This is a genomic window from Mycobacterium sp. 1165196.3, from assembly GCF_001673415.1.
Classification (GTDB): domain Bacteria; phylum Actinomycetota; class Actinomycetes; order Mycobacteriales; family Mycobacteriaceae; genus Mycobacterium; species Mycobacterium europaeum_A.
Genome location: NZ_LZLU01000163.1, coordinates 15,446 through 40,578 on the forward strand (window position 1 = coordinate 15,446; position 25,133 = coordinate 40,578).

Here is a 25,133-nt window from a genome sequence, read left to right on the forward strand (position 1 = left end):
CAGATGTGTCTTGGAATTCCGGGCCGGATCGTCGAGATCACCGATCCAGCCAATTGCTTGGCGAAGGTGGACGTCAGTGGTGTGCAGCGGACCATCAGCGTCCGGCTGCTCGAAGACGACCTGCCCGCACCGGACGACTGGGTGCTGGTGCACGTCGGATTCGCGATGGCCAAGATCGACGAAACCGAGGCGTTGCTGACCTTGGCCGCCATCAAGAAACTCGGCGACGCCTACACGACCGAAATGCAGGCCTTCGATTCGTCGGCCATCGTTTGACGAGGAGCGGCAATGAAATTCGTTGACGAATTCCGCGACCCGGCCGCGGCGCGCAAGCTGCTGGTGGCCATCGAGCACCTGGCCGGGACAGACGGTGAGGAGTTCAAGTTCATGGAGGTGTGCGGCGGTCATACGCACACCATCTACCGGCACGGCATCGAACACCTGCTGCCCGACAACGTCGAACTGGTGCACGGCCCGGGCTGCCCCGTCTGCGTGATCCCGATGGGACGCATCGACGACGCGATGTGGCTGGCCGGCCAGCCCGATGTGATCTTCACCTGCTTCGGCGACATGATGCGGGTGCCCGGCTCGCACGGCAGCCTGCTGGACGCCAAGGCCCGCGGGGCCGACGTCCGGTTCGTCTACTCCCCGCTGGACGCGTGCAAGATCGCGGTCGACAACCCCGACAAACAAGTGGTGTTCTTCGCCATCGGTTTCGAGACCACCGCGCCCTCGACCGCGGTGACGCTGGTGCGGGCCCGCGAGCTGGGCCTGCCCAACTTCAGCGTGTTCTGCAACCACGTCACGATCGTGCCGCCGATCAGGGCCATCCTCGAGTCGCCGGACCTGCGGCTGTCCGGCTTCATCGGACCCGGGCACGTGTCCACCGTGGTCGGCAACCGGCCCTACCGGTTCGTGCCCGAGGTGTACCGGAAGCCGTTGGTGGTGGCCGGTTTCGAACCCCTGGACATCCTCGCCTCGGTCGCGATGCTGCTGCGCCAGATCCGCGAGGGCCGCTGCGAGGTGGAGAACCAGTACAAGCGCGTGGTGCCCGAGCGTGGCAACCCCGCGGCCCTGGCGTTGCTGGGCAGGGTGTTCGCGCTGCGGCCCCACTTCGAATGGCGCGGGCTGGGCTTCATCTCGCAAAGCGCGCTGCGGCTGCACGACGACTTCGCCGAGTTCGACGCCGAGCTGCGGTTCGCGATGCCCGGCGTGCGGGTCGCCGACCCGAAGGCCTGCCAATGCGGTGAGGTGCTCAAGGGTGTGCTCAAGCCTTGGGAATGCAAGGTTTTCGGCACCGCCTGCACACCCGAGACCCCGATCGGAACGTGCATGGTCTCGCCCGAAGGGGCGTGCGCGGCCTATTACAACTTCGGCCGCATGCACCGCGACGCGGTCAAGCTGGTGGGGCGCACTTGACCGATTCCCGCGGTGCCGAGATGTTCGCGCGCTACGCCTACGCGCCCAACGCGCTGGGCTACTGCGGTCCGCCGTTGGGAGCCACCCTGCGGGGCGGGTCGGTCGCCGACGTGCGCAGGGCGGCGACGCAGTTCTCCGGGGCCTGGCCGTATCTGCGAGTGCTGTCGGAGCTGACCGGCATCGCCGACCCGTTGGATTACCGCCTGGTCGAATCCTATTGGCTCGGCGGTGGCGTCGCCGCCGACCTCGACCCGCAGCGATTCTTCGACGCGCTGCTCGAGATCATCGGCCCGCAGGCGGGCCACTACTGGTCGCACCTCACCGCGGATCTGGCGGGCGAGGCGGCCGGCAACCACTGCTTCCACGTGTTCGGGGTATATCCGTGGACGCGCTTCCTGGGCCGCGGTACCGACGCACAACCGCTGAGCGTGCTGGACAACTGCCGAATCACATCCGGCACAGTGCTTTCCCGCGACGCGGACCGCGTTGAGGTGTTGTGCCGCAGCCTGACCTGGGACGGTCAGGCGCTGGCGCTGTCGACACCGTCGGCGCGCGCGCTCGACGTGTGGGTTGACGGCTACAGCGCGGTCCCCGACGTGGCCGCCGGCGATGTGGTGGCGATGCACTGGGGCCGGTTGTGTGGCCGCCTGTCGCCGGTGCAGCTGTGCGCGCTGACCGACAGCACGAACCGGCAGCTGCTGGTGACCGGCCATCGACTGGCGCACGTCTGACTTCGCCACCAGACTGGCCCCGTGCCCGGTTCTCTGCGCGACGTGCTGCCCGCCGCGGCCACCCTGCTCGGGGTCCCGGGCGGCTCGCACCCACCGGACGAACTGGCGGTGGCGGAGTCGGTGGACGCGGACCGGATCGACCGGGTGCTCGTCGTGCTGGTGGATGGACTGGGCTGGGACCTGCTCCCCCAGCTGGCCGGCAGCGCCCCACTGCTGGCCTCCGTGCTGGCCGGTGGCACCGGCCGACTGACCCGGCTGGACTGCACGTTCCCGTCGACCACGCCGACCAGCCTGGTGTCGCTTGGCACCGGCGCGCAGCCGGGCGAGCACGGGATCCTGGGCTTCACGCTCCGGGTGCCGGGCACCGATCGGGTGCTCAACCACGTCCGCTGGCGTGACGACCCGCCGCCCGCCACGTGGCAGCCGGTGCCGACGTGGTTCGAGCGGCTCCAGGCGGCGGGCGTGAGCGCCCGAGCGGTGTTGCCCGCGGTGTTCGTCGGCAGCGGGCTGACCGACGCCGCCTACCGCGGCGCCGAGCTGCACCCGGCGGATCCGGCCGACGACTACGCGCGGCTGGTGGCCGACGTGCTGCACGCGGGGCCCGGGCTGGTCTACGGCTACACCGCCGAGCTCGACACCGCCGCCCACGTCTTCGGGATCGGTTCGCAGCAGTGGCATGACGCGGCCACCAACGTCGATGCGCTGCTGACCCGCCTGCTCGAGGCGCTGCCGCCGACCGCGGCGATGCTGGTCACCGCCGACCACGGCGGCATCAACGTCCCACAGCGGGCGCGGATCGACCTCGACTCCGACCCCAGGCTGAGCGAGGGAATCGAGGTGGTGGCCGGCGAACCGCGGGTGCGGTATCTGCACACCGTGCCGGGGGCGGCCGGCGACGTGCGGGCGGCGTGGGGCGAGCTGCTGGACGGCAGCGCCACCGTGTACGGCCGCGAGCAGGCGGTGGCCACCGGCATGTTCGGGACGGTCGCCCCGCACCACCTGGAACGTCTCGGCGACGTGGTCGTCGTCTGCTCCGGTGACGCTGCGGTACTGGCCAGCGCGCACGAGCCCCCGGAAACGTCTCGCCTGGTCGGCTTTCACGGCGGAGCCACCGCGGCGGAGATGGCCATCCCGCTCATCGTTTTCGGGCCGTAACTGCGCAAACACACACCGGACTCGGATCGAGTTCACAGCTCGTTTAGACCGTTCGCCGATTTTTGCGCGCTACATTCGGTGCACTGTGGTTTCCCGGGGCGTTGGCGAGACTCGGCGATGGCAGGCGGCCATCGCGGTTGCCGCAGCGCTGGCGGCCTTCACCGCCCTGATCGCGGGTTCGGCGCTGCGACCCGCCTTCTCCGCGGCGGCACCGCCGGAGCCCGCCGCGTGGTCCGCAGGACTCGGCGCGGCCGCGGGACTGACGCACGGTCGTCTGCCCGCCCTCGGCCAGCCCGCCGTGGCGGCGTCGCGCGTCGGCGCGCCGGCGAACAAGACCAACCGCAAGCCGTTCCACAGCGCGTGGACGACGAAGGAGCGGCCCCTGACCTGGAACCGCGTGTCGGCACAATCGGTGCTGGCGCCGGTGCCGTTGTCGTTCACCCCGATAGGGTTTGCGCCCGCCGGCGCCCGATCCCGCGCGCCGGCGGTCACTTTGTCCGACCGAGATATCTTGACCCAGATCTGCGTCGCCCGTAGCTGATTGTGGCGCCCGGGCCGAGCGCGCCTCGCCCACCGGCTTGTAACCCCGGCGTCTATCTCGTGAAGGAACACCCTCATGTTTTCGGGCACAACTCACACCGCCACTCTCGGGCGGAGGCTGTAATGGATTTCGCGACGCTACCTCCGGAGATCAACTCCGGGCTGATGTACTCGGGACCCGGCGCGGGCTCGATGATGCGGGCCGCGGCGGCATGGGATGCGCTGGCGGCGCGGCTCTTTACCGCGGCGGCCGACTATCGGGCGGTGACCGCGAAGCTGGCTGCGGCCGACGCGGGCTTGGCCCCGGCGGCGCTCACCGCAGCCGCACGCTACGTCGACTGGCTCGAGACGGTCGCGGCCCGCGGTGAGCAAGCGGCCACCCAGCTCGCGGCGGCGGCGGGCGCGCATCAGACGGCCTTCACGGCGACTGTCTCGCCGCAGGCGATCGCCGGCAACCGCGCCCGACGACTCGCGCTGGCCTCGACGAATTGTCTGGGCCACCACAGCACCGTGATCGCGGACGCCGACGCCGAGTACGACGCGATGTGGGCGCAGACCACCGGCGCGATGTACGCCTACGCGCGGGCCGCGGCTGCTGCCACGGCGATGGCTCCCTTTCCCGAACCACCCGGCAATCCTGCTGTGGCCGAACGTAGTTGGGTCCTACAATCGGCCCCGGACGTCATATCGGCCGGCGGCAAGGTGATGTCGGTGATACCCGACGCTTTAGCACGGCTGTCATCGTCACCACTGCAGACGATCGATGCGTCCCTGTCCCCGGTCACCGCGCCGCTGTCGAAGCTGAACTCGGTGACCGCACCGTCGGATTTCGCGATCGCCCACCTGAATTCGGTGAACAAGACGGCGGCCCTGCAATCGCTCTTCCCGAAGCCGGCCGCCACCAATGGCGTCGAGGCGGCCTGGCGCCGCGCGGCGCCGATCGGTGCGCTGTCGGTGCCGCGCGCCTGGGCGGCCGCGGCGCCCCTGCTGCAGCGCTCGATCGACGACCGGACCGGCGAACCCATCCGCCTGGTCGCGATCAGCGAGCCGCCCGGACCGCATGCGGCCAATGAGCTGGGTTAGAGCGGGGTGACGTAGGCCGCGCTGATGCCGCCGTCGACCATGAACGTCGAGGCGGTGATGAAAGACGCGTCGTCGCTGGCCAAAAACGCTACCGCCGAGGCGATTTCGTTGGGATCGGCGAACCGGCCGACCGGGACGTGCACCAGCCGGCGCGCGGCGCGTTCCGGGTCCTTGGCGAAAAGCTCTTGCAGCAGAGGGGTGTTGACCGGCCCCGGGCACAAGGCGTTGACGCGGATGCCTTGCCGGGCGAACTGCACGCCCAGCTCGCGCGACATGGCCAGCACCCCGCCCTTGGATGCGGTGTAGGAGATCTGCGACGTCGCCGACCCCAGGACCGCGACGAACGACGCGGTGTTGATGATCGATCCCTGGCGGGCGGGCACCATGTGGCGCAGCGCCGCCCGGCAGCACAGGTACACCGACTTCAGGTTGACGTCCTGAACGCGTTGCCACGCCGGCAGCTCGGTGTTCTCGATCAGGTCGTCGTCGGGCGGGGAGATGCCGGCGTTGTTGAACGCGATGTCGATGCGCCCGTGCGCGCGCGCCGCGGTATCGAACAGCGCGTCGACCGCGCCCTCGTCGGACACGTCGGTGGGCACGAACAAGCCGGACAGTTCCTCGGCCGCCGCGCCACCGGCGTCGGCGTCGATGTCGCCCACCACGATGGTGGCGCCCTCGGCGCGCATCCGCCGCGCCGCGGCCAGCCCGATGCCGCCGCCGGCGCCGGTGACGACGGCCACCCGGCCCGCCAGTCGTTGGGTGAGATCGACCGCCACCGCCTAGTCCTCCTTGATCGCGATGAACACGTTCTTGGTCTCGGTGAAGTGCAGCGGCGCGTCCGGGCCCAGCTCACGGCCCAGCCCAGACTGCTTGAACCCGCCGAACGGGGTGCTGTAGCGCACCGACGAGTGCGAATTCACCGACAGGTTCCCGGCTTCCACCGCCCGCGAGACGCGCAGCGCGCGGGACAGGTCGTCGGTCCAGATCGATCCGGACAGGCCGTAGCTGGTGTCGTTGGCCAGCGTGACGGCGTCGTGCTCGTCGTCGAAGGCCAGCACCGTGACGACCGGGCCGAAGATCTCGTCGGTGACACAGCGGTCGGTCCGGGGTGGCGTCAGAACCGTTGGCGGGAACCAGAATCCGCGGCCGTCCGGTGCGGTGCCGCGAAACGCGACCGGGGCGTCGTCGGGAACGTACGACGCCACCTTGTCGCGGTGCGCCGCGGACACCAGCGGCCCCATCTCGGTGTCCCGAGACGCCGGGTCGCCGACGACGACGCGCGTGACGGCGGGCTCGAGTAACTCCATGAAGCGGTCATAGACGCTGCGCTGCACCAGGATTCGGCTGCGGGCGCAGCAGTCCTGACCCGCGTTGTCGAACACCCCGGCCGGCGCGGTCGCGGCGGCACGCTCCAGGTCACAGTCGGCGAAGACGATGTTGGCGCTCTTGCCGCCCAGTTCGAGGGTCACCCGCTTGACCTGTGCGGCCGCACGGGACATCACCTGCTTGCCGACCTCGGTGGACCCGGTGAACACGATCTTGCGGATGCCGGGGTGGGTGACGAACCGCTCCCCGACCACCGCGCCCCGCCCCGGCAGCACCTGCAGCAGGTCCGCGTCGAGGCCGGCCTGCACCGCCAGCTCACCGAGCCGGATCGTGGTCAGCGGCGTCACCTCGGCGGGTTTGACCAGCACGGCGTTGCCCGCGGCCAGCGCCGGCGCGAAACCCCACGACGCGATGGGCATCGGGAAGTTCCACGGGGTGATCACGCCGACCACGCCCATCGGCTCGTTGAACGTGACATCCAGGCCGCCGGTCACGGGAATCTGCTTGCCGGACAAGCGTTCCGGGCTGGCCGCGTAGAAGTTCAACACGTCGCGGACGTGACCGGCCTCCCACTCGGCCGACGCGATGGGATGCCCCGAGTTGGCGACCTCGAGGGCGGCCAGCTCGTCGAGATGGGCGTCGACGGCGGCGGCGAAGGCCCGCAGGCCGGCGGCCCGTTCGGCCGGAGCCAACCGCGCCCACCTGCGCTGGGCCGCCAGCGCCCGGACCACCGCGTCGTCGACCGCCGCGACGTCGGCGTGCTCGACCGACCGCAGCACCTCCTCGGTCGCCGGGTTGATCAGTTGCGCGGTGCTCACCTCAGCTCACGCGTCCCGCGTAGGACCGCGCGGCGTCCACGATCGCGGTGAACAGCCGCAGATCGTCCAGCGACTGCTCCGGATGCCATTGCACGGCAAGCACAAACCGGTCCCCCGGCAGCTCCAGCGCCTCGACGACGCCGTCGCCGTCCCGCGCGCTGACCACCAGGCCGTCCCCCACCTTGTCGATGGCCTGGTGGTGATAGCTCGGCGCATCGGCGGCCTCCCCGACCAGCGCGGCCAGCCGGGTGCCCGCCACGGTGCGCACCGGCAGCCGGGTGAAGACGCCGTTGCCCGCCCGGTGTCCGCTGTGCCCGAGCACATCGGGCAGGTGCTGGTGCAACGTGCCGCCCAGGGCGACGTTGAGTATCTGTGCGCCGCGGCAGATTCCGAGCACCGGCAGGCCCCGCCGCAGCGCGCCACGCAACAGCGCGAACTCCCACGCGTCGCGGTCGGTGCGGGGCGCGTCGGTGCTCGGGTGGGGTTGCTGGCCGTAGCTGGCGGGGTCCACGTCGTAGCCGCCCGTGATCACCAGGGCGTGCAGGCTGTCGAGAACCGAATCGACGATCTCGGCGTCCACCGGCTGCGGTGGCAGCAGCACCGCGATCCCGCCGGCCAGGATGACACCTTCGAAGTAGTCGGCGGGCAGGTACCCGGCGGGGATGTCCCAGATGCCGGTCTGCACCCGCTCCAGGTACGTCGTGAGGCCGACAACCGGGCGGGGCGGGCGGCCACCGTCGGACAGTGGCGATCGCAAGCGCGGCGCAGCCGGGCGCAGCGGGTCGCCACCGTCGAACTCAGAGCCGTTCAAACCCACGCATCCTCTCCCAGTCGGTGACCGCCGCGTTGAAGGCCGCCAACTCCACCCGCGCATTGTTCAGGTAATGGGCGACCACGTCGTCGCCGAACGCGTCCCGCGCGAGCGCCGAGCGTTCGAACGCCGAGGCCGCCTCGGCCAGGGTGACGGGCAACCGCTCGACGCCGGGAGTCTGGTAGGCGTTTCCCGCGCAGGGCTCCGGTAGCTCCAGGCCCCGTTCGATACCGTACAGCCCTCCGGCGACGATGGCCGCCACCGCCAGATACGGGTTGACGTCGCCGCCGGGCACCCGGCACTCGACGCGGGTGTTGGATCCATGACCGACCACCCGCAGCGCGCAGGTGCGATTGTCCAAACCCCACGCCAGCGCGGTGGGCGCGAAACTGCCGTCGGCGAATCGCTTGTAGGAGTTCACGTTCGGCGCATAGAACAGCGTGAGCTCGCTCAGGCTGGCGAGCAGGCCGGCCAGGAAACTGCAGAACGTCGAGGACATGCCGTGCGGGCGGCTGGGATCGGCGAACACGGCACCACCCTGCGAATCGCGCAGCGAGAGGTGCACGTGACAGCTGTTGCCTTCTCGCTCATCGTATTTCGCCATGAACGTCAGGCTCTTGCCATGCCGGTCGGCGATCTCTTTGGCGCCGTTCTTGTAGATGACGTGGTTGTCGCAGGTGATCAGCGCGTCGGCGTAGCGGAAACCGATTTCCTGCTGTCCCCTGTTGCATTCGCCCTTGACGGCCTCGAAGCGCAGGCCGGCGCCGATCATCCCCTGCCGGATGTCGCGCAGCAGCGGCTCCATCCGCGAGGACGCCGCGATCGCGTAGTCGATGTTGTAGTCACTGGCCGGGGTCAGCCCGCGGTAGCCGTTGGCCCACGCCTGGCGATAGGGCTCGTCGAACACGATGAATTCCAGCTCGGTCGCGACGTCGGCGGCCAGGCCGCGCTCGGCCAACCGGTCCAGTTGGCGGCGCAGGATCGCCCGCGGCGACACGGCGACCGGGCTGCCGTCGGACCAACCCACGTCGGCGATCACCAACGCCGTGCCGGGCAGCCAGGGAATGCGCCGCAGGGTGGACAGGTCGGGCCGCAGCACCGTGTCGCCGTATCCGGTGTCCCAGCTCGACACGGCGTAGCCGCTCACGGTGTTCATGTCGACGTCGACGGCGAGCAGGTACCCGCAGCACTCGGCGCCGTGCGTGGCCACCTCGTCGACGAACAACCGGGCGTCGATCCGCTTGCCGACCAGCCGGCCCTGCATGTCGGCGAACGCCACGATGACCGTGTCCACCTCAGCGGCGCCCACCAATCGCTGCAGGTCCGTCAACGACAGCATCGCGGCGCCGGGATCGGTCACGGCAGGTTCTTCACTGGCCATGACCGTCAGTCAACCAGGCGCTACCAGGTGCTGGTGCGCAGAATGATCTCGGCGGCCAGTTGCGCCGTCGACTCCTGCACGCTGCGGCGCCCCAGGTGCACCACCCGGTAATCGGCGTAGACGTAGCGCTGGCTGGCCTGCGCCACGGCCCGGGCGGCCGGCGAGCTGACCAACACGGTGGTGCCGATCTCGACCGGCGGGCAGTGCCCGTCGGTGACGGCGCCCTCGTAGTTGGAGGCCCGCGGGTGGCCGCGGTCGATCACCACCAGTCCGACGAAGCGGCCCAGCCGCGTGGCGGTCAGCTCCCAGGCGAGCTCGGCGCCGGCGCGATCGCCCATCACCACGGCCCAGCCGATGCCCAGCGCGTCGAGGATGCCGATGAGCGACTTGGGGGTCAGCCGAGAATCGAAGCCGACCACGACCGTCCGAAGCGATGCGGTGTGCAGGCGCTCGCAGACCGCGTCGTACGCCGCCGGGACGCGGTCTTCGTCGCCCAGTATGACGACGACGACGCCGTTCTCCGGGCCGGCCACCACCACCGGCACGGGGAATCCGTCCAGGGTGGTCATCATCGAGGACACCCCAGCACGCTACAACCAAACGGCATCCGTGCGCGACGATTCTTCGGCATCTGGTACGCAAATTCGTTTTTCGGCCGCGTCGTCAACGGCGGCGTTCATACCGCGCTGGGCGCGAATGCCCTAGGGGCGCAAGGCGCTTGCCAGATGCGGTCGCCGCGGCGGGGGACCATCAAGCAAGCTGAGAATACCGTCGATGTCGAGATGGGATGCCAGCAAGTCGGCGGCGACATCGAGTTGCGCGTCGCGGCGGGCGGCGACGTCAACGTCACCGACCACGAATCCGCCGCGGCCTGCCGCGTCTGCGACCCGGCGCAGCCAGCCGCGCCGGAAGTCGTCGTTGTCGAGCAGCCCGTGCCAGTGGGTCCCGAAGACCGCCCCGCGCACCACACCCTGGGGCTGGGGATCGGCGCCGCACTCGAACCAGCTCGCCTCGGCGCAGCGGGTGACCCGGCCGTGGTGGATCTCGTATCCGGACAGCGGCCGCTGCCAGCGGCGCAGGGTCTTGTCGACATCGAAGGCGATGTCGGCGTCCAACAGCCCGAGCCCGGGCACGCCCGTCGTGCCGGATTCCACCGGATCGTCTAGGCGACTGCACAGCATCTGAAATCCGCCGCAGATTCCCAGCACCGGCTTGCCCGTGCGGGCGTGCGCGGCGATCGCGTCGGCCAGGCCCTGACCGCGCAACCACGCCAGGTCCGCGACGGTGGCCTTGCTGCCCGGGATGACGATCAGGTCGGCGTCGGTGACGTCGGCGGGGTCGGTGACCCAGCGCACCAGCACGCCCGGTTCACAGGCCAGCGCCTCGACGTCGGTGGAGTTGGAGATCCGGGGCAACCGGACCGCGGCCACCCGCAGCCACTCGTCGCCGCACGGCGGGGCGGGCGTGCCGATGACGCGGTGCGCGACCACCGACAGCGAGTCCTCGGCGTCCAGCCACAGCTCGTCGGCGTACGGGAGGACGCCGTAGGTGGGCCGGCCGGTCATGTCGTGCAGCTGGCGCAACCCGGGTTCGAGCAGCGCGGGATCACCGCGGAACTTGTTGACGACGAACCCCGCGATCAGCGCCTGGTCGTCGGGCTCGAGGACCGCGACCGTCCCGAACAGGTGCGCCAACAGCCCCCCGCGATCGATGTCCCCGACCAGAAGCACCGGCAAGCCCGCGGCCCGGGCCAGTCCCATGTTGGCCAGATCGGTGGCGCGCAGGTTGATCTCGGCCGGCGAACCGGCCCCCTCGCATATCACCGCGTCGAATTCGGCACGCAGGCTTGCCAATTCGTCGCCGACGATGACTGACAGCCGTTCACGGTGCCGCACATAGCTTTTCGCGCTGACCGTGTCGGCGACCCGACCCTTGATCACCAGTTGCGAGGTGCGGTCACTGCCCGGCTTGAGCAGGATCGGATTGAAGCGCACGCTCGGTTCCAGTCCCGCCGCGCGCGCCTGGATCGCCTGGGCGCGGCCGATCTCACCGCCTTCGACGGTCACCACGGAGTTGTTGGACATGTTCTGCGCCTTGAAGGGGGCGACGCGGACCCCGCGGCGGGCCAGCAACCGGCACAGGCCCGCCACCACCACCGATTTCCCGGCGTCGGAGCTGGTGCCCGCGACCAGCAGGGCTCCGGTCATCCGGCGAAAGTCATGGCAAGGTGAGGATTTCGACGCCGGTGTCGGTGACCAGCAGGGTGTGCTCGAACTGCGCGGTCCACTTGCGATCGCGGGTGACCACCGTCCAGCCGTCGTCCCAGATCTCGTAGTCCAGGCCGCCGAGGTTGATCATCGGTTCGATGGTGAACGTCATCCCCGGTTGCATGATGGTCGACACCGACGGCTGCTCGTAGTGCAGGACCACCAGGCCGTTGTGGAACGTGGTACCGATGCCGTGACCGGTGAAGTCGCGAACGACGTTGTAGCCGAACCGGTTTGCGTACGACTCGATGACGCGGCCGACGACCGACAGCGCCCGCCCCGGCTTTACGGCGTTGATCGCGCGCATCGTCGCCTCCCGGGTTCGCTCCACCAGCAGCCGGTGCTCCTCGGACACATCGCCGGCCAGGAAGGTCGCGTTGGTGTCGCCGTGTACCCCGTCGATGTAGGCGGTGACGTCGATGTTGACGATGTCGCCGTCCTCGATCACCGTCGAGTCCGGGATGCCGTGGCAGATGACCTCGTTGAGCGACGTGCAGCACGACTTCGGGTAGCCCTTGTAACCCAGCGTGGAGGGGTAGGCACCGTGGTCGACCATGTACTCGTGGGCGATGCGGTCCAGTTCGTCGGTGGTCACGCCCGGTGCGACGGCCTTGCCCGCCTCCACCAGCGCGCCGGCCGCGATCCGGCCGGCGACGCGCATCTTCTCGATCACTTCGGGGGTCTGCACCCACGGTTCGCTGCCCTCCTGGGCGGTGGGCTTGCCGACGTATTCCGGGCGCGCGATACTGCCGGGCACCGGCAGAGTCGGGGACAACTCTCCAGGGGAAAGCGCGGTGCGAGCAGGCATGCGACCAGCTTAATGGCAGGGCGGATGGACGCTCAGAGCCGCTGACGGCGCAGCAGCGAGCGCCGCGGCCCACGGATGATCACCGAGCCGCACACCACCCGCCCGGTCAACACCACGTGCGGCCTGCCCTCACCAGGCGGGTCTTTGCGACGGTCGCTGGCGCTGCCCACGTAGACCTCGACGTCGTCGATGGACGCGCTGGCGCCGTCGGGCAATCGAATCTCCACGGAGCCGAATCTCATGTCGAGTTCGATGACCACCACCGGCCCCGCGAAGCGGGCCTTGGTGAGGTCGAGTTCCACCGAGCCCAGCCGGCGGACCAGCGCCAGGCGGGTGGGCACCTGCCATTCGCCGTGGCGCTTCAGCGAACCCGCCCAGCCCCGCAGCTCGACCCGGTCGGCCGCGGAGGTGACGATGGCGCCCGGCCCCGGCAGGTCGCCGACCAGATGGTCCAGCTCGCCGCGCGTGCGCGCGTAGGACACCTGCGACGAGCGCTGCTCGAACTCGTCGATGTCGATCAGCCCGAGCGCGACGGCGTTGTGCAGCCGGCGCATCGTGCCGTTGCGGTCGGCGTCGGAGACCCGCAGGGCCACCATGTCGCCGCCGGTATCGGTCATGTTCGCAATTTACCGCTGAAGCGGGCCGGGGTCGCCCCTGTCAGATCAGGGGCGATCGCAAGCGCGGCGAAGCGGGCGCGGCGGGTCGCCCCCATCAGATCAGGGGCGATCGCAAGCGCGGCGAAGCGGGCGCGGCGGGTCGCCCCCGTCAGATCAGGCCAGGAAGTTCGGCGGCAGCGCCTCGAACATGAACTTGGTCATCCGAACCGCCCACTCCGAGCTGCCGCCCCCGACGATCAACGAGGCGAAGGCCAGGTCGCCGCGGTAGCCGGCGAACCAGGAATGCGATCCGCCCGGGAACTCGGCCTCACCGGTCTTGCCGTAGATCTCGCCGCAGCCGGCGATCTCCTTGGCGGTCCCGTTGGTCACCACCAGCCGCATCATCGGCCGCAGCGCGTCGATCATCTTCGGGCTGATCGGCGTGGTGTCCCCCTGGACCGCCGTCTGGCGGCCCACGATCAGTTGCGGCACCGGCGTCTTGCCGGCGGCGACCGTCGCCGCCACCAGGGCCATGCCGAACGGGCTGGCCAGCACCTTGCCCTGGCCGAAGCCGTCCTCGGTGCGTTCGGCCAGGTCGACCGTCGGCGGCACCGACCCCGTCACGGTGGTGACGCCGTCCACCGTGTAGTCGAGGCCGATGCCGTATTGGGCGGCCGTCTGGGTCAGGCCGCGCGGCGGCAGCCGGCTGCTCAGCTCCGCGAACGTGGTGTTGCACGAGCTGGCGAACGCGCGCGACAGCGACACCACGCCCAGATCGAAGCCGCCGTAGTTGGGCACCGTGCGGTGGCCGATGTCGAGGTGGCCCGGGCAGCCCAGCATCGAGTTGGGCGTGGCCATGCCGCGGTCGACGGCGGCGCCGGCGGTGATCATCTTGAACGTCGACCCCGGCGGGAACAGCCCGTTGGTGGCCGGCAAACCGTCCGCGTCGGCCCCGCCGTTCTGCGCGATCGCGAGGATCTCTCCGGTCGACGGCTTGATGACCACGATCATCGCCTTGCCGCCCTTGTTGTCGACCGCGCGCTGGGCGGCGTTTTGCACCGTGCGGTCCAGGGTGATCGACACCGACGGCGCCGGAGACCCCTGGACCTCGTGCAGCACCTCGACCTCCACGCCGTTCTGGTTGACGCTGACCACCCGCCAGCCCGCCTCACCGTCGAGCTGGTCGACCACCGCCTTCTTCACCGCGGAGATGACCGCGGGCGCGAAATGCGGGTCGGTGGGCAGCATTTCGGGCTGGGGGGTGACCACGACACCGGGCAGGTGCCCGACCAGCGGGGACACCTTGTCGTTGTCGTCGGGGTGCAGCGTCACCCCCAGATCCACCGGATGCGGCGTCGAGCTGGCCTGCTCGGCCAGCAGCTGCGGATCGTTGAGGGCGCCGTTGAAGGGATGCAGCACGTCGACGATGGCGTGCGCCGTGCCGGACAGCGCGGGTCCGGCCTGGGTGGCGTCCAGCGTGTAGTGGTACAGGTAGCCCGGCACCAGCACATCGCTGCCGCCGAGCTCGTTCACCGAAGCGCGATGCGGCCGGTCGGCGCGCAGCGCGAACGTCTGGTGCTCGCCCAACTTGGCGTGCAGCGCGGTGGTGGTCCACCGCACGGCCCAGTGCCCCTCGTCGCGGGCCATCCTCAGCTGGCCGTCATAGGTCCACGTGCGGTTCTTGGGCAGGTGCCAGGTGAAGCGGTAGCCGACCGTGCCGCTGTCCTCGGCGTACTTGGCGTTGAGCAGCTGGGCGTCGAGGTGGGTTGCCTGCAGGCCGGACCAGGCGGCGTTGAGGGCTTCGCGGGCCTCGTTCGGGCTGTCGCTGAGTTGCGCGGCGGTCGCGGTGTCGCCGACGGCCAGGGCGCGGAAGAACTTCTCCGCGGCCGGGCCCGGGCCGTCGGGCCGCGGCGTGCAGCCGGACAGGGCGACGGCCGCGACCAGCAGCACGCCTGAGGCAGATGTGGCAATTGTTGTTCTCGTTACCATCGGTGCTGATGTTAAGAACTGTGGCCTGAACAGGGGCGCCGACACACCGAGACCGAACCGTGATGCGTGGATTTGCGGACCATCTGTGCGCCGAGGGCCCGGCCACGCGGGCGTTGGTCACCCGGCGCCCGGCCGGCCGGGCGCTCGCGGCGAACGTGACCGGCTAGTCGAGCAGCACCGTCGCGAAGGTGCCGATCTCGGTGAAGCCCACCCGTGCGTAGGCGGCGCGGGCCACCGTGTTGAAGTCGTTGACGTAAAGGCTGGCGGTGCGCCCGGTGCCGACGATCACCGCGGCCACCGTCGCGGTGCCGGCGGTGCCCAAGCCCAGCCCGCGCCACTCCGGGTGCACCCACACCCCCTGGATCTGGCCGACGCCCGGGGACTGCGAGCCCACCTCGGCCTTGAAGACGACCTGGCCGTGCTCGAACCGCGCCCAGGCCCGCCCGGCCGTGATCAGGCTGGCCACCCGGCGCCGGTAGCCGCGACCGCCGTCGCCGATGCGCGGGTCGACGCCCACTTCGCCGATGAACATATCGACGGCGGCCACCAGGTAGGCGTCCAGCTCTTCGGGCCGGACCTGCCGCACCCCGGGGTCGAGGTCGCACCTGGGGTGGTTGGACAACGCCAGCAGCGGCTGGCGGCCGCGCACGTCGCGAGCCGGACCCCAGGCCGCCTCGAGCCGCTCCCACATCGGCATCACCAGGTCGGCCCTGCCGACCAGCGACGAGCAGCGCCGCGTCCCCCGCATGGCCTCGTCCGCGAACGCGCTCAGGTCGGCCGGCGCGCCGCGCAGCGGAATCAGATTGGCGCCGGCAAAGCACAGCGATTCGTCGGCGCCGCGCAGCGTCCACAGTTCGCCGCCGATCGAGTTGGGGTCGATGCCGTGGTCGGCCACCCGCGCCGCGACCATGCAGGAGGCGACGGGATCGTCGTCGAGCACCCGCCAGACGGCGGCCGCGTCGCGCACCACCGACACCCGTCGCTCACCGACAAGGCGGAACAGGGGCGGAGCCGACATAGGGCGAACTCTCTGTGGTGCGAATTCTCAGACCAGAACGTCGCTGGCCTTCATCAGCTTACGGTGACAACAGGTGAACCGCTGGATGTTGCTTCGGGCCCGTCGCCGCTGTTCATCTCGTGGCCCATTTCAGCGGCGATGCGCATCGCCTCTTCGATCAGCGTCTCGACGATCTGGGCTTCGGGCACGGTCTTGATCACCTCGCCGCGAACGAAGATCTGGCCCTTGCCATTTCCCGATGCGACGCCGAGGTCGGCCTCGCGGGCCTCCCCCGGGCCGTTGACGACGCAGCCCATCACGGCCACGCGCAGCGGCACGTCGAGGCCGTCCAGGCCGGCGCTGACCTCGTTGGCCAGGGTGTAGACGTCGACCTGGGCGCGGCCGCAGGACGGGCACGACACGATCTCGAGCCCGCGTGGGCGCAGGTTCAGCGACTCGAGGATCTGGATGCCGACCTTGACCTCCTCGACGGGCGGCGCCGACAGCGACACCCGGATGGTGTCACCGATCCCCCGCGACAGCAGCGCGCCGAAGGCGACCGCCGACTTGATGGTGCCCTGGAAGGCGGGGCCGGCCTCGGTGACGCCTAGATGCAGCGGGTAGTCGCATTGCTCGGCCAGCTGCTCGTAGGCGGCGACCATCACGACGGGATCGTTGTGCTTGACGCTGATCTTGATGTCGCCGAAGCCGTGCTCCTCGAACAGCGAGGCCTCCCACAGCGCGGACTCGACCAGCGCCTCCGGGGTGGCCTTGCCGTACTTCTGCATGAATCGCTTGTCCAGCGAGCCCGCGTTGACGCCGATGCGGATCGGGATGCCGGCCGCACCGGCGGCCTTGGCGACTTCGCCCACGCGGCCGTCGAATTCCTTGATGTTGCCGGGGTTCACCCGCACGGCGGCGCACCCGGCGTCGATGGCGGCGAAGATGTACTTGGGCTGGAAGTGGATGTCGGCGATCACCGGGATCTGGCTGTGCCGGGCGATTTCGGCCAGCGCGTCGGCGTCCTCCTGGCGCGGGCAGGCCACCCGGACGATGTCGCAGCCGGCGGCGGTCAACTCGGCGATCTGCTGCAGCGTCGTGTTGACGTCATGCGTCTTGGTGGTGCACATCGACTGCACCGAGATCGGATAATCGCTGCCGACCCCTACGTCGCGGACCATCAGTTGGCGCGTGGGGCGCCGGGGCGCAAGCGTGGGCGCCGGGGTCTGCGGCATGCCCAAGCCAATGCTCATCTGCGCTGCCTTCTCTCTACTGGAACAGCCGGATCGGATTCACCAGATCGGCGGTGACGGTCAGCAGCATGTAGCCGACCACGAACACCAGCACGACGTATGTCGCGGGCATCAGCTTGAGGTAGTTCACCGGCGCGGCCGCGACCATGCCCCGCGCCGACCGCACCAGGTTACGGATCTTCTCGAACACCGCGATGGCGATGTGGCCGCCGTCGAAGGGCAACAGCGGCACCAGGTTGATCGCACCCAGGATGAGGTTCAGCTGGGCCAGGAAGAACCAGAACGCCACCCACAACCCGTGGTCGACGGTGTCACCGCCGATGATGCTGGCGCCGACGACGCTCATCGGGGTCTGCGGATCGCGCTGCCCGCCGCCGATGGCGTGCACCAGCGCACCGACCTTCGTCGGGATCGCGACCAGCGCCTTGCCGACCTCGCCGGTGAGGTCACCGGCGAAGGCAACGGTGGCCGGGATCGCGGTGAACACCCCGTAGCGGGTGGGCGCCACCTTGACGGCGCCGACGCCGATGGCGCCGACCGTCGAGGGTTGTTGCTGAGCGCCCTGCCCGTTGCCCAGGTAGCGCTGGGTGGTGGTGACGTCGACGTAGGTGGTGATCTTGGTGCCGTTGCGCTCGGCGACGATCGGGACATTGCCGTGCACCTTGCGGATGGCGGCGGCCATGTCCTCGAAGGTCGACACCGGGGTGTCACCCACCTTGACGATGACGTCGCCCGGCCGGATTCCGGCCAGCGCCGCCGGCCCGGGGCCGGTGCAGTCCGCGATCTTTCCCGGCGCCACTTCCGGTGCCACACAAGCGGTTTCGCCGACCACGGCCTGGGTGGGCGGGTGCAGGTTCGGCAGCCCCCAGATGAGCGCGATGCCGTAAAGCAGCACCAGGCAGATGATGAAGTTCGCGGCGGGACCGGCGAACAGCACCGCGACCCGCTTCCAAACCTTCTGCTTGAACATGGCGCGGTCGGTCTCGTCGGGCGCCAACTCCTCCACCGACGTCATGCCGGCGATGTCGCAGAAGCCGCCCAGCGGCACGGCTTTGAGGCCGTATTCGGTTTCGCCGCGCCGGGTCGACCACAGCGTGGGCCCGAAACCGACGAAGTAGCGGCGCACCTTCATGCCGGTCGCGCGCGCGACCCACATGTGCCCGCACTCGTGCAGGGCCACCGAGATCAGGATGGCCAGTGCGAACAGCACAATGCCGATTACGAACATCATCTGGTCTCCCAGGACCTTTCTCACACCATTCCGGAGGCTTTTGCCGACACCTCGGCGGGCCGGGCGTGTGCGACGGAACGCCGCGCCCGCTCGCGTGCCCAGCGCTGCGCGTCGAGTACCTCATCCACGGTAGCGGGTGACACGGCCCATTGGTCGGCGGCGTGCAGCACGTCGGCGATGGTTTTGACGATCGCGGGGAACCCGACCCGTCCCGCGAGGAAGGCCGCCGCCGCCTCCTCGTTGGCCGCGTTGTAGACGGCGGTCATGCAGCCGCCGATCTGCCCGGCGTGCCTGGCCAACTCGACGGCGGGGAAAACGTCGTCGTCCAGCGGCTCGAAGTCCCAGCTAGAGGCCGTGCTGAAGTCGCAGCTGGCGGCCGCGCCCGCAACCCGCTGCGGCCAGCCGAGGGCGAGCGAGATCGGCAGCTTCATGTCCGGCGGGCTGGCCTGGGCCAGGGTAGAGCCGTCGATGAAGGTGACCATCGAATGAACAATCGACTGGGGGTGCACCACGACCTCGATGCGGTCATAAGGAATGCCGAACAGCAGGTGGGTCTCGATGAGTTCGAGCCCCTTGTTGACCAGCGAGGCCGAGTTCAGTGTGTTCATCGGGCCCATCGACCACGTCGGGTGGGCGCCCGCCTGCTCCGGGGTGACGTCCTCCAGCTGGGCGGCGGTCCAGCCGCGGAACGGGCCGCCGGAGGCGGTCAGCACCAGCTTGGCGACCTCGTCGGGGGCCCCGCCGCGCAGGCACTGGGCCAGCGCGGAGTGTTCGGAATCGACGGGCACGATCTGCCCCGGCTTGGCGGCCCGGAGCACCAGCGGACCGCCGGCGATCAGCGATTCCTTGTTGGCCAGCGCCAGCCGGGCGCCCGACTGCAGCGCGGCCAGGGTGGGCCGCAGGCCCAGCGCGCCCACCAGCGCGTTGAGCACGACGTCGGCCTCGGTCTCCTGCACCAGCCGGGTGGCCGCGTCGGGCCCGCAGAACGGGATGTCACCGACTCGCTGCGCCGCGCGCTCGTCGGCGACCGCGACGTTGGTCACACCGGTCTCGGCGCGCTGCCGCAACAGGGTGTCCAGGTTGGCACCGCCCGCGGCCAGGCCGACCACCTCGAAGCGGTCCGGGTTGGCGGCGATGACGTCCAGCGCCTGGGTGCCGATGGAGCCGGTGCTGCCGAGCACCAGGACGCGCAGCCGGTCGCGCGTTTGCCCGTCGGTCGTCGGGTTGGTCACTCATTCATTGTGCCGCCCGGCACCGACCGGGGCCATCCGCCGGACCGCGGCCGTCGAGCCAGGCGGGGGTATGCCAGAATTTGGGTTCGACAAGCCAATCCGATCCGAAGGGGATTCGCCGTGGCCAGTACCGAGGTGGAGCGCTTCACCGGCGTCGACGACGTCGAGGTGCCGTCGGCAGCGTGGGGTTGGAGCAGGATCAATCACCGGACCTGGCACATCGCCGGCCTGATCGGCTTCGGATTCCTGCTGGCGATGCTGCGCGGCAACCATGTCGGCCACATCGAGAACTGGTTCCTGATCGGGTTTGCCGCACTGATCCTCGTGGCGCTGATTCGCGACCTGTGGGGCCGCCGCCGCGGCTGGATCAGGTAGCCGGCAGCGCGTTTGCCCTAGCGGCGCACCCGACGATGCCAGGCGCCCCCGATCACCACGGCCGTCAATGCGAACACGGCCACCAGCCACGGCCACATCCCGTGCTGATGCACCCAGCCGGCCATCGCGCCCTGTAGCCGCCCGGCCGCGGTGATCACCGCGTCCCGCGGGTCGCCGCCGGCGCCGAACAGTCGCACCTCGTAACCGCCGTAATAGGCCACGTACAGCCCGACCAGCACCAGCAACGCGCCACCGATCCGGTTGACGAACGGCAGGAGCCGGCGCAACCGGTCCACCAGCGCCGCGCTCGCCGTGGCCGCGGCGACCGCCAGCACCCCGACCACCAGGGTCAGCCCTGCGCTGTAGGCGAGATAGATCGCCACCCCGGTGACGAGCGATCCCCCGCGTAGGCCGGCCGCCGTGACGGCCAGGAACGGCCCGACGGTGCACGACAGCGAGGCGATCGCGTAGCTGATGCCGTAGCCGTACATGGAGCCCAGCCGCGCGGTGGGCGCCCACCGCGGGCCCAGCGGTCGCGGGGTCAGGGCCGACAGTCCCCGGCCCGCCAGCAGCCACGCCCCGAGCCCGATCAGCACCACACCCACGCCCACGGTGGCGTACGGCAGGAACCGCTGCACGGTGCTCGCCGCCGAGACGGTCAGGGCGCCGAACGCGCCGAACACCGTCAGGAAGCCCAGCGCCATCCCCGCGGTGGCCGCCAGCGCACGCCCGGCCGCCGCCGCACCCGAGACCGCCCCCGAACCCTGGCCGCGCACCACCAGCAGCAGGTAGCCGGGCAGCATGGCAAAACCGCACGGGTTCAGCGCGGCCACCGATCCGGCGGCGAAGGCCAGGCCGACCAGACCCTGGTCCACCGAGTCAGGACCTCAGGGCCGAGACCCGGTCGGAAAGCTCCTGCTGGGACATCGCCGACGTCGGGTTGTTGACGAACGTCGAGCTGCCGTCGGCGCGGTAGAACACGTAGGCGGGCTGCCAGGGGACGTTGTAGCGGGCCCAGATCGAGCCGTCGGCGTCGTTGAGGTTGGTGAATCTCAGGCCGTACTTGGAGACGAAGTTCTGTTCCGCGCCGACATCCGAGTGACCGGCAACGCCGACGAAGGTGACGCCGGGATTGGCGGCCGCCACCTGGCTGACGCCTGGGGCCTCGGCGTTGCAGAACGGGCAAAACGGCGCCCAGAACCACAACACCGCGGGTCTGCCCTGCAAGCTGGCGCCGTTGAACGGCGCACCAGCCAGGGTCGTGCCGCTGAATTGCAGCCGGTCATCGGCGGCGGCCGCGCGCGGCGCGCCACCGAGCACCACTATCAGTGCCGCGGCGATGAGGGCCGCGACAAACAACTTGAGCGGAGAGAACAAGCGGATCACGGCACACCCCCGGGTTGTTGAAGTTATGCCTTTAAGACGTGCGCGTCGCCCTGCGGGTTCACCCGACGGCCGCGCGCTACCCGCCTTCGGCGGCCAGCTGTCCGCACGCTGGTGCCTGATCGCCTGCGCTCCAGCTACCCGCCTTCGGCGGCCAGCTGTCCGCACGCGGCGCTGATCTCGCGGCCGCGCGTGTCGCGCACCGTGCAGGAAACCCCTTTGCCGCGCACGCGCCGGACGAACTCCCGCTCGACCGCCTTGGGGCTGGCGTCCCACTCACTTCCCGGGGTCGGATTTAGCGGAATCAGGTTCACGTGCACCAGCGGGCCGAGCGCGCGATGCAGCCGCTGCCCCAAAAGGTCTGCGCGCCAAGGCTGATCGTTGACGTCGCGGATCAACGCGTACTCCACCGACACCCGCCTGCCCGTGACGTCGGCGTAATGCCGCGCGGCGTCGAGGGCTTCGGTGATCTTCCACCGGTTGTTCACCGGCACCAGGGTGTCGCGCAGTTCGTCGTCGGGCGCGTGCAACGACAGCGCCAACGTCACCCCGAGCCGTTCGTCGGCGAGCTTGCGGATGGCGGGCGCCAGCCCCACCGTCGACACGGTCACCGAACGGGCCGAGATGCCGAAACCGTGGGGCGGCGCGGCGGTGATGCGCCGCACCGCGGCCACCACGCGGGCGTAATTGGCCAGCGGCTCCCCCATGCCCATGAACACCACGTTGGACAGCCGGTCCCCGAAGTCGTCGCGCAGGGCCGCGGCGCCGGCGCGGACCTGCTCGAGGATCTCCGCCGTCGACAGGTTGCGAGTCAGCCCGCCCTGACCGGTCGCGCAGAACGGACACGCCATGCCGCAACCGGCCTGCGACGAAATGCACACCGTGTTGCGTTGCGGGTAACGCATCAGCACCGACTCGACGGTGACCCCATCGAGGGCCCGCCACAACGTCTTTCGCGTCTGGCCTGCGTCGCAGGTCACCTCGGCGGCCGCGGTGAGCAGGATCGGGAACATCGTCTCGGCGAGGGCGTCGCGCAGGCCCGCCGGAAGGTCGGTCATCTGCCGCGGGTCGGCGATCAGCCGCGCGTAGTACTGATGCGCCAGCTGCTTGGCGCGAAACGCCGGCAGGCCCAGCTCGGTGACGGCGGCCGTGCGACCGTCCTCGTCGAGGTCGGCCAGGTGCCGCGGCGGCCTGCCGGGACGCGGCTCGGAGAAAACCAGTTGTGCAACCATGACCTGTCCAGTATCGCCTCTCGACCGGACCGGCCTAGGGAACGAGGGTCAGCACCGTCCAGGCGGCGACCGCCGAGGGCAGGACGCCGTCGAGCCGATCCATCAGTCCGCCGTGGCCGGGCAGCAGCCGTCCCATGTCCTTGATGCCGAGGTCGCGCTTGACCTGAGACTCCACCAGATCCCCCAACGTGCAGGTCAGCACCAGGATGACGCCCAGCAACGCGCCGATCCACCATGGTTTGTGGGCCAGCAAAGTCGCGGTCAGCGTCGCCGCGGTGATCCCGAACACCAACGATCCGGCGAACCCCTCCCATGACTTCTTGGGGCTGATCGCCGGAACCATCGGGTGCTTGCCGAGTAGCGCCCCCACGGCATACCCGCCGGTGTCGGAGGCGACGACGGTGATCATCAGGCAGAACACCCGTCCTGCGCCGTCGTGCGGGTAGACCAGCAGCACGCCGAAGGAGGCGAACAGCGGCACCCAGGCGGCCAGGAACACCGTCGCCGAGGCGTCCCTGAGGTAGTTGGCCGACGGCGACCCGTCGAACGGCTCGGGCCGTTTGGTGTTGTCCTGCATGAACAGGCGCCAAAAGTTGCAGACCACCACGGTGACGCCGAAGCCGGCCAGGGCGCCCGCGGCGTGGAACGGCCAGGTCAGCCAGACGGTGAGCTGGCCGCCGGCCAGCAGCGGGATAACCGGGATGACGTAGCCGGCTTCGCGCAATCGCCGCACCACTTCGTGGGTGGCCACCATGATGGCGAGCGCGACAATGGGAACCCAGAACCGCGGGGCGAACACCAGCGTGACGATCAGCACACCGCCGATCCCGGCTCCCACCGCGATGGCGGCGCGCAGGTCGCGTCCGGCCCGGGACGTCTTCTTGGCCGGCTGCGCGCTCGTCTTCTTGGCGGCGCGCGCCCGATTGTCGGGCGGGTTGCCTGCGCCGGGTTCTGGGGTTGCCACTGGCCTGGATGAACTTAGCTGCTGAGCGGTCGTCAGACCTCCAGCAGTTCGCCTTCTTTGTGCTTGACCAGCTCTTCGATCTGGGTGATGTACTGGTGGGTGGTCTTGTCCAGGTCCTTTTCGGCCCGGCCGACCTCGTCCTCGCCGGCCTCGCCGTCCTTGCGAATGCGGTGCAGCTCCTCCATCGCCTTGCGGCGGATGTTGCGCACCGAGACCTTGGCGTCCTCGCCCTTGCCCTTGGCCTGTTTGACCAGCTCGCGGCGGCGTTCCTCGGTGAGCTGCGGGACCGCCACCCGGATCAGGGTGCCGTCGTTGGTGGGGTTGACGCCCAGGTCGGAGTTGCGGATCGCCGTCTCGATCGCGCCGACCTGGCTGGCCTCGTAGGGCTTGATGACGACCAGGCGCGCCTCGGGCACGTTGATGCTGGCCAGTTGGGTGATGGGCGTGGCCGAGCCGTAGTAGTCGATCACGATCCGCGAGAACATGCCGGGGTTGGCCCGCCCGGTTCGGATGGTCGACAGGTCGTCGCGGGCGACCGCTACGGCTTTCTCCATTTTCTCTTCCGCGTCGAAGAGAGCCTCGTCAATCATGTGCGCCGCTCCTCCTCAGCTGCGTTGCGGATCCTCGCAAGCGCAGATCATCGCGTCTTCGGTTCAGGTGGTGACCAGAGTCCCGATCTTCTCACCAGCGACCGCCCGGGCGATATTGCCATTGGTCAGCAGGTTGAACACCAGGATCGGCATGCCATTGTCCATGCACAGGCTGAACGCGGTGGCATCGGCCACTCGTAACCCCCGGTCGATGACCTCGCGGTGGCTGATCGCGGCGATCAATTCGGCGTCGGGATGCTGCCGCGGATCCGCGGAGAACACGCCGTCGACGGCCTTGGCCATCAGGACCACCTCGGCGCCGATCTCCAGGGCGCGCTGCGCGGCCGTCGTGTCGGTGGAGAAGTACGGCAGTCCCATGCCGGCCCCGAAGATCACCACCCGCCCCTTTTCCAGGTGACGCACGGCGCGCAGCGGCAGGTAGGGCTCGGCCACCTGGCCCATGGTGATCGCGGTCTGGACGCGGGTGACGATGCCTTCCTTCTCCAGAAAGTCTTGCAGCGCAAGGCTGTTCATGACGGTGCCCAACATGCCCATGTAGTCCGACCGGGTGCGTTCCATGCCGCGCTGCTGAAGCTGCGCGCCCCGAAAGAAGTTGCCACCGCCGATGACGACGGCCACCTGCACACCGCCGCGGACCACCTCGGCGATCTGCCGGGCCACCCGCGCCACCACGTCCGGGTCCAGGCCGACCTGCCCGCCGCCGAACATCTCACCGCCGAGCTTGAGCAGCACTCGCGAGTACCTGGCCCGGCTCGGGGACTGGCCGCCAACCAGGCCGTTGTCCGGTGCGGATTTCGGTATGCCGTTGCTGGCGGTTGTCGGCTCCGGCCTTCCAGCCGCCGCGCCGGCGACTTGGGGGTCCCTGGACTCCGTCATCAGACTCCTCGCATGAGAGTGCCATCCCGGGCGATCTCCATCCGGAACGGCATTT

The 25,133-nt window shown here is 69.9% G+C and carries 26 protein-coding genes; 7 read left to right on the forward strand and 19 right to left on the reverse strand.

Annotation, left to right across the window (positions count from 1 at the left end; all coding sequences use genetic code 11):
- The first annotated feature begins 3 nt into the window (after positions 1–3).
- From A5659_RS17340 to A5659_RS17365, 6 genes are all read left to right on the forward strand, one after another.
- Positions 4–276: a HypC/HybG/HupF family hydrogenase formation chaperone gene (locus A5659_RS17340; protein WP_066870309.1), complete on the forward strand. Its 273-nt coding sequence runs from the start codon at positions 4–6 to the stop codon at positions 274–276.
- A gap of 12 nt (positions 277–288) precedes the next feature.
- Positions 289–1,419 carry a hydrogenase formation protein HypD gene (gene hypD, locus A5659_RS17345; RefSeq protein ID WP_067182842.1) on the forward strand — a complete coding sequence of 377 codons (1,131 nt, stop codon included), beginning with the start codon at positions 289–291 and terminating at the stop codon, positions 1,417–1,419.
- Positions 1,416–2,150: a DUF6390 family protein gene (locus A5659_RS17350; protein WP_255361664.1), complete on the forward strand. Its 735-nt coding sequence runs from the start codon at positions 1,416–1,418 to the stop codon at positions 2,148–2,150. Before hypD ends, A5659_RS17350 begins: the two co-directional genes overlap by 4 nt.
- A gap of 21 nt (positions 2,151–2,171) precedes the next feature.
- The gene (locus A5659_RS17355) at positions 2,172–3,305 is read left to right on the forward strand and encodes an alkaline phosphatase family protein (protein ID WP_067182845.1); all 1,134 of its coding nucleotides are present in this window, start codon (positions 2,172–2,174) and stop codon (positions 3,303–3,305) included.
- 85 nt (positions 3,306–3,390) lie between these two features.
- Positions 3,391–3,846: a hypothetical protein gene (locus A5659_RS17360; RefSeq protein WP_067139196.1), complete on the forward strand. Its 456-nt coding sequence runs from the start codon at positions 3,391–3,393 to the stop codon at positions 3,844–3,846.
- 122 nt (positions 3,847–3,968) lie between these two features.
- Complete coding sequence (locus A5659_RS17365; RefSeq protein WP_067182848.1) at positions 3,969–4,928, forward strand: PPE family protein; 960 nt, start codon at positions 3,969–3,971, stop codon at positions 4,926–4,928.
- Here A5659_RS17365 and A5659_RS17370 read toward each other — a convergent pair.
- From A5659_RS17370 to dxr, 13 genes are all read right to left on the reverse strand, one after another.
- Positions 4,925–5,704 (reverse strand): 3-oxoacyl-ACP reductase, encoded by a 780-nt coding sequence (locus tag A5659_RS17370; RefSeq protein ID WP_066876144.1) that lies wholly within the window; start codon positions 5,702–5,704, stop codon positions 4,925–4,927. The genes A5659_RS17365 and A5659_RS17370 overlap by 4 nt on opposite strands.
- Before the next feature lie 3 nt (positions 5,705–5,707).
- Complete coding sequence (locus A5659_RS17375; protein WP_067182852.1) at positions 5,708–7,072, reverse strand: aldehyde dehydrogenase; 1,365 nt, start codon at positions 7,070–7,072, stop codon at positions 5,708–5,710.
- A gap of 1 nt (position 7,073) precedes the next feature.
- Positions 7,074–7,883, reverse strand: coding sequence for a gamma-glutamyl-gamma-aminobutyrate hydrolase family protein (locus tag A5659_RS17380; RefSeq protein WP_066870285.1), 810 nt, complete (start codon positions 7,881–7,883; stop codon positions 7,074–7,076).
- The gene (locus A5659_RS17385) at positions 7,870–9,243 is read right to left on the reverse strand and encodes a glutamine synthetase family protein (RefSeq protein ID WP_156749254.1); all 1,374 of its coding nucleotides are present in this window, start codon (positions 9,241–9,243) and stop codon (positions 7,870–7,872) included. The genes A5659_RS17380 and A5659_RS17385 overlap by 14 nt, the downstream gene beginning before the upstream one ends.
- 41 nt (positions 9,244–9,284) lie before the next feature.
- On the reverse strand, positions 9,285–9,836 hold the full coding sequence (locus A5659_RS17390) for an alpha/beta hydrolase (protein WP_066870371.1): 552 nt from the start codon (positions 9,834–9,836) through the stop codon (positions 9,285–9,287).
- Positions 9,837–9,965: 129 nt separating this feature from the next.
- The gene (locus A5659_RS17395; protein ID WP_067182858.1) at positions 9,966–11,471 is read right to left on the reverse strand and encodes a cobyric acid synthase; all 1,506 of its coding nucleotides are present in this window, start codon (positions 11,469–11,471) and stop codon (positions 9,966–9,968) included.
- Between the two features lie 10 nt (positions 11,472–11,481).
- Positions 11,482–12,339 (reverse strand): type I methionyl aminopeptidase, encoded by an 858-nt coding sequence (gene map, locus A5659_RS17400; protein WP_066870276.1) that lies wholly within the window; start codon positions 12,337–12,339, stop codon positions 11,482–11,484.
- Between the two features lie 32 nt (positions 12,340–12,371).
- Positions 12,372–12,956 carry a DUF1707 domain-containing protein gene (locus A5659_RS17405; RefSeq protein WP_066870273.1) on the reverse strand — a complete coding sequence of 195 codons (585 nt, stop codon included), beginning with the start codon at positions 12,954–12,956 and terminating at the stop codon, positions 12,372–12,374.
- A 153-nt stretch (positions 12,957–13,109) separates the two neighbouring features.
- Positions 13,110–14,924 (reverse strand): penicillin-binding transpeptidase domain-containing protein, encoded by a 1,815-nt coding sequence (locus tag A5659_RS17410; protein WP_067182860.1) that lies wholly within the window; start codon positions 14,922–14,924, stop codon positions 13,110–13,112.
- Positions 14,925–15,087: 163 nt separating this feature from the next.
- Positions 15,088–15,942: a GNAT family N-acetyltransferase gene (locus A5659_RS17415; protein ID WP_067182863.1), complete on the reverse strand. Its 855-nt coding sequence runs from the start codon at positions 15,940–15,942 to the stop codon at positions 15,088–15,090.
- Between the two features lie 53 nt (positions 15,943–15,995).
- Entirely contained in the window at positions 15,996–17,174 is a 1,179-nt protein-coding gene (gene ispG, locus A5659_RS17420) for a flavodoxin-dependent (E)-4-hydroxy-3-methylbut-2-enyl-diphosphate synthase (protein ID WP_067182866.1), read from the reverse strand.
- A 16-nt stretch (positions 17,175–17,190) separates the two neighbouring features.
- A complete protein-coding gene (locus A5659_RS17425; protein WP_067022813.1) occupies positions 17,191–18,405 on the reverse strand; it encodes an RIP metalloprotease in 1,215 nt (404 codons plus the stop codon).
- Between the two features lie 20 nt (positions 18,406–18,425).
- Positions 18,426–19,637 carry a 1-deoxy-D-xylulose-5-phosphate reductoisomerase gene (dxr, locus tag A5659_RS17430; protein WP_067182869.1) on the reverse strand — a complete coding sequence of 404 codons (1,212 nt, stop codon included), beginning with the start codon at positions 19,635–19,637 and terminating at the stop codon, positions 18,426–18,428.
- 120 nt (positions 19,638–19,757) lie between these two features.
- Here dxr and A5659_RS17435 point away from each other — a divergent pair, with 120 nt between their 5' ends.
- Positions 19,758–20,012 carry a DUF2631 domain-containing protein gene (locus A5659_RS17435; RefSeq protein WP_066870261.1) on the forward strand — a complete coding sequence of 85 codons (255 nt, stop codon included), beginning with the start codon at positions 19,758–19,760 and terminating at the stop codon, positions 20,010–20,012.
- Between the two features lie 17 nt (positions 20,013–20,029).
- Here A5659_RS17435 and A5659_RS17440 read toward each other — a convergent pair whose 3' ends face one another.
- The 6 genes from A5659_RS17440 to pyrH all read right to left on the reverse strand — a co-directional run bounded on the left by A5659_RS17440 (position 20,030) and on the right by pyrH (position 25,078).
- Positions 20,030–20,887, reverse strand: a complete 858-nt coding sequence (locus A5659_RS17440; RefSeq protein ID WP_067182873.1) for a cytochrome c biogenesis CcdA family protein — start codon at positions 20,885–20,887, stop codon at positions 20,030–20,032.
- Between the two features lie 4 nt (positions 20,888–20,891).
- Entirely contained in the window at positions 20,892–21,398 is a 507-nt protein-coding gene (locus tag A5659_RS17445; protein WP_066870256.1) for a protein disulfide oxidoreductase, read from the reverse strand.
- A gap of 134 nt (positions 21,399–21,532) precedes the next feature.
- On the reverse strand, positions 21,533–22,627 hold the full coding sequence (rlmN, locus tag A5659_RS17450) for a 23S rRNA (adenine(2503)-C(2))-methyltransferase RlmN (protein ID WP_067182875.1): 1,095 nt from the start codon (positions 22,625–22,627) through the stop codon (positions 21,533–21,535).
- Between the two features lie 34 nt (positions 22,628–22,661).
- Entirely contained in the window at positions 22,662–23,591 is a 930-nt protein-coding gene (locus tag A5659_RS17455) for a phosphatidate cytidylyltransferase (protein WP_067182878.1), read from the reverse strand.
- Between the two features lie 32 nt (positions 23,592–23,623).
- On the reverse strand, positions 23,624–24,181 hold the full coding sequence (gene frr, locus A5659_RS17460; protein WP_066870247.1) for a ribosome recycling factor: 558 nt from the start codon (positions 24,179–24,181) through the stop codon (positions 23,624–23,626).
- A 63-nt stretch (positions 24,182–24,244) separates the two neighbouring features.
- On the reverse strand, positions 24,245–25,078 hold the full coding sequence (gene pyrH, locus A5659_RS17465) for a UMP kinase (protein ID WP_066870244.1): 834 nt from the start codon (positions 25,076–25,078) through the stop codon (positions 24,245–24,247).
- Positions 25,079–25,133 lie beyond the last annotated feature (55 nt).

Coding starts and splice junctions, on each gene's coding strand:
- A5659_RS17340 (WP_066870309.1), top strand. CDS start 4: ATGTGTCTTGGAATTCCGGGCCGGATCGTCGAGATCACCGATCCAGCC.
- hypD (WP_067182842.1), top strand. CDS start 289: ATGAAATTCGTTGACGAATTCCGCGACCCGGCCGCGGCGCGCAAGCTG.
- A5659_RS17365 (WP_067182848.1), top strand. CDS start 3,969: ATGGATTTCGCGACGCTACCTCCGGAGATCAACTCCGGGCTGATGTAC.
- A5659_RS17390 (WP_066870371.1), bottom strand. CDS start 9,836: ATGATGACCACCCTGGACGGATTCCCCGTGCCGGTGGTGGTGGCCGGC.
- A5659_RS17395 (WP_067182858.1), bottom strand. CDS start 11,471: ATGACCGGAGCCCTGCTGGTCGCGGGCACCAGCTCCGACGCCGGGAAA.
- map (WP_066870276.1), bottom strand. CDS start 12,339: ATGCCTGCTCGCACCGCGCTTTCCCCTGGAGAGTTGTCCCCGACTCTG.
- A5659_RS17405 (WP_066870273.1), bottom strand. CDS start 12,956: ATGACCGATACCGGCGGCGACATGGTGGCCCTGCGGGTCTCCGACGCC.
- A5659_RS17410 (WP_067182860.1), bottom strand. CDS start 14,924: ATGGTAACGAGAACAACAATTGCCACATCTGCCTCAGGCGTGCTGCTG.
- A5659_RS17415 (WP_067182863.1), bottom strand. CDS start 15,942: ATGTCGGCTCCGCCCCTGTTCCGCCTTGTCGGTGAGCGACGGGTGTCG.
- ispG (WP_067182866.1), bottom strand. CDS start 17,174: ATGAGCATTGGCTTGGGCATGCCGCAGACCCCGGCGCCCACGCTTGCG.
- A5659_RS17425 (WP_067022813.1), bottom strand. CDS start 18,405: ATGATGTTCGTAATCGGCATTGTGCTGTTCGCACTGGCCATCCTGATC.
- rlmN (WP_067182875.1), bottom strand. CDS start 22,627: ATGGTTGCACAACTGGTTTTCTCCGAGCCGCGTCCCGGCAGGCCGCCG.
- frr (WP_066870247.1), bottom strand. CDS start 24,181: ATGATTGACGAGGCTCTCTTCGACGCGGAAGAGAAAATGGAGAAAGCC.
- pyrH (WP_066870244.1), bottom strand. CDS start 25,078: ATGACGGAGTCCAGGGACCCCCAAGTCGCCGGCGCGGCGGCTGGAAGG.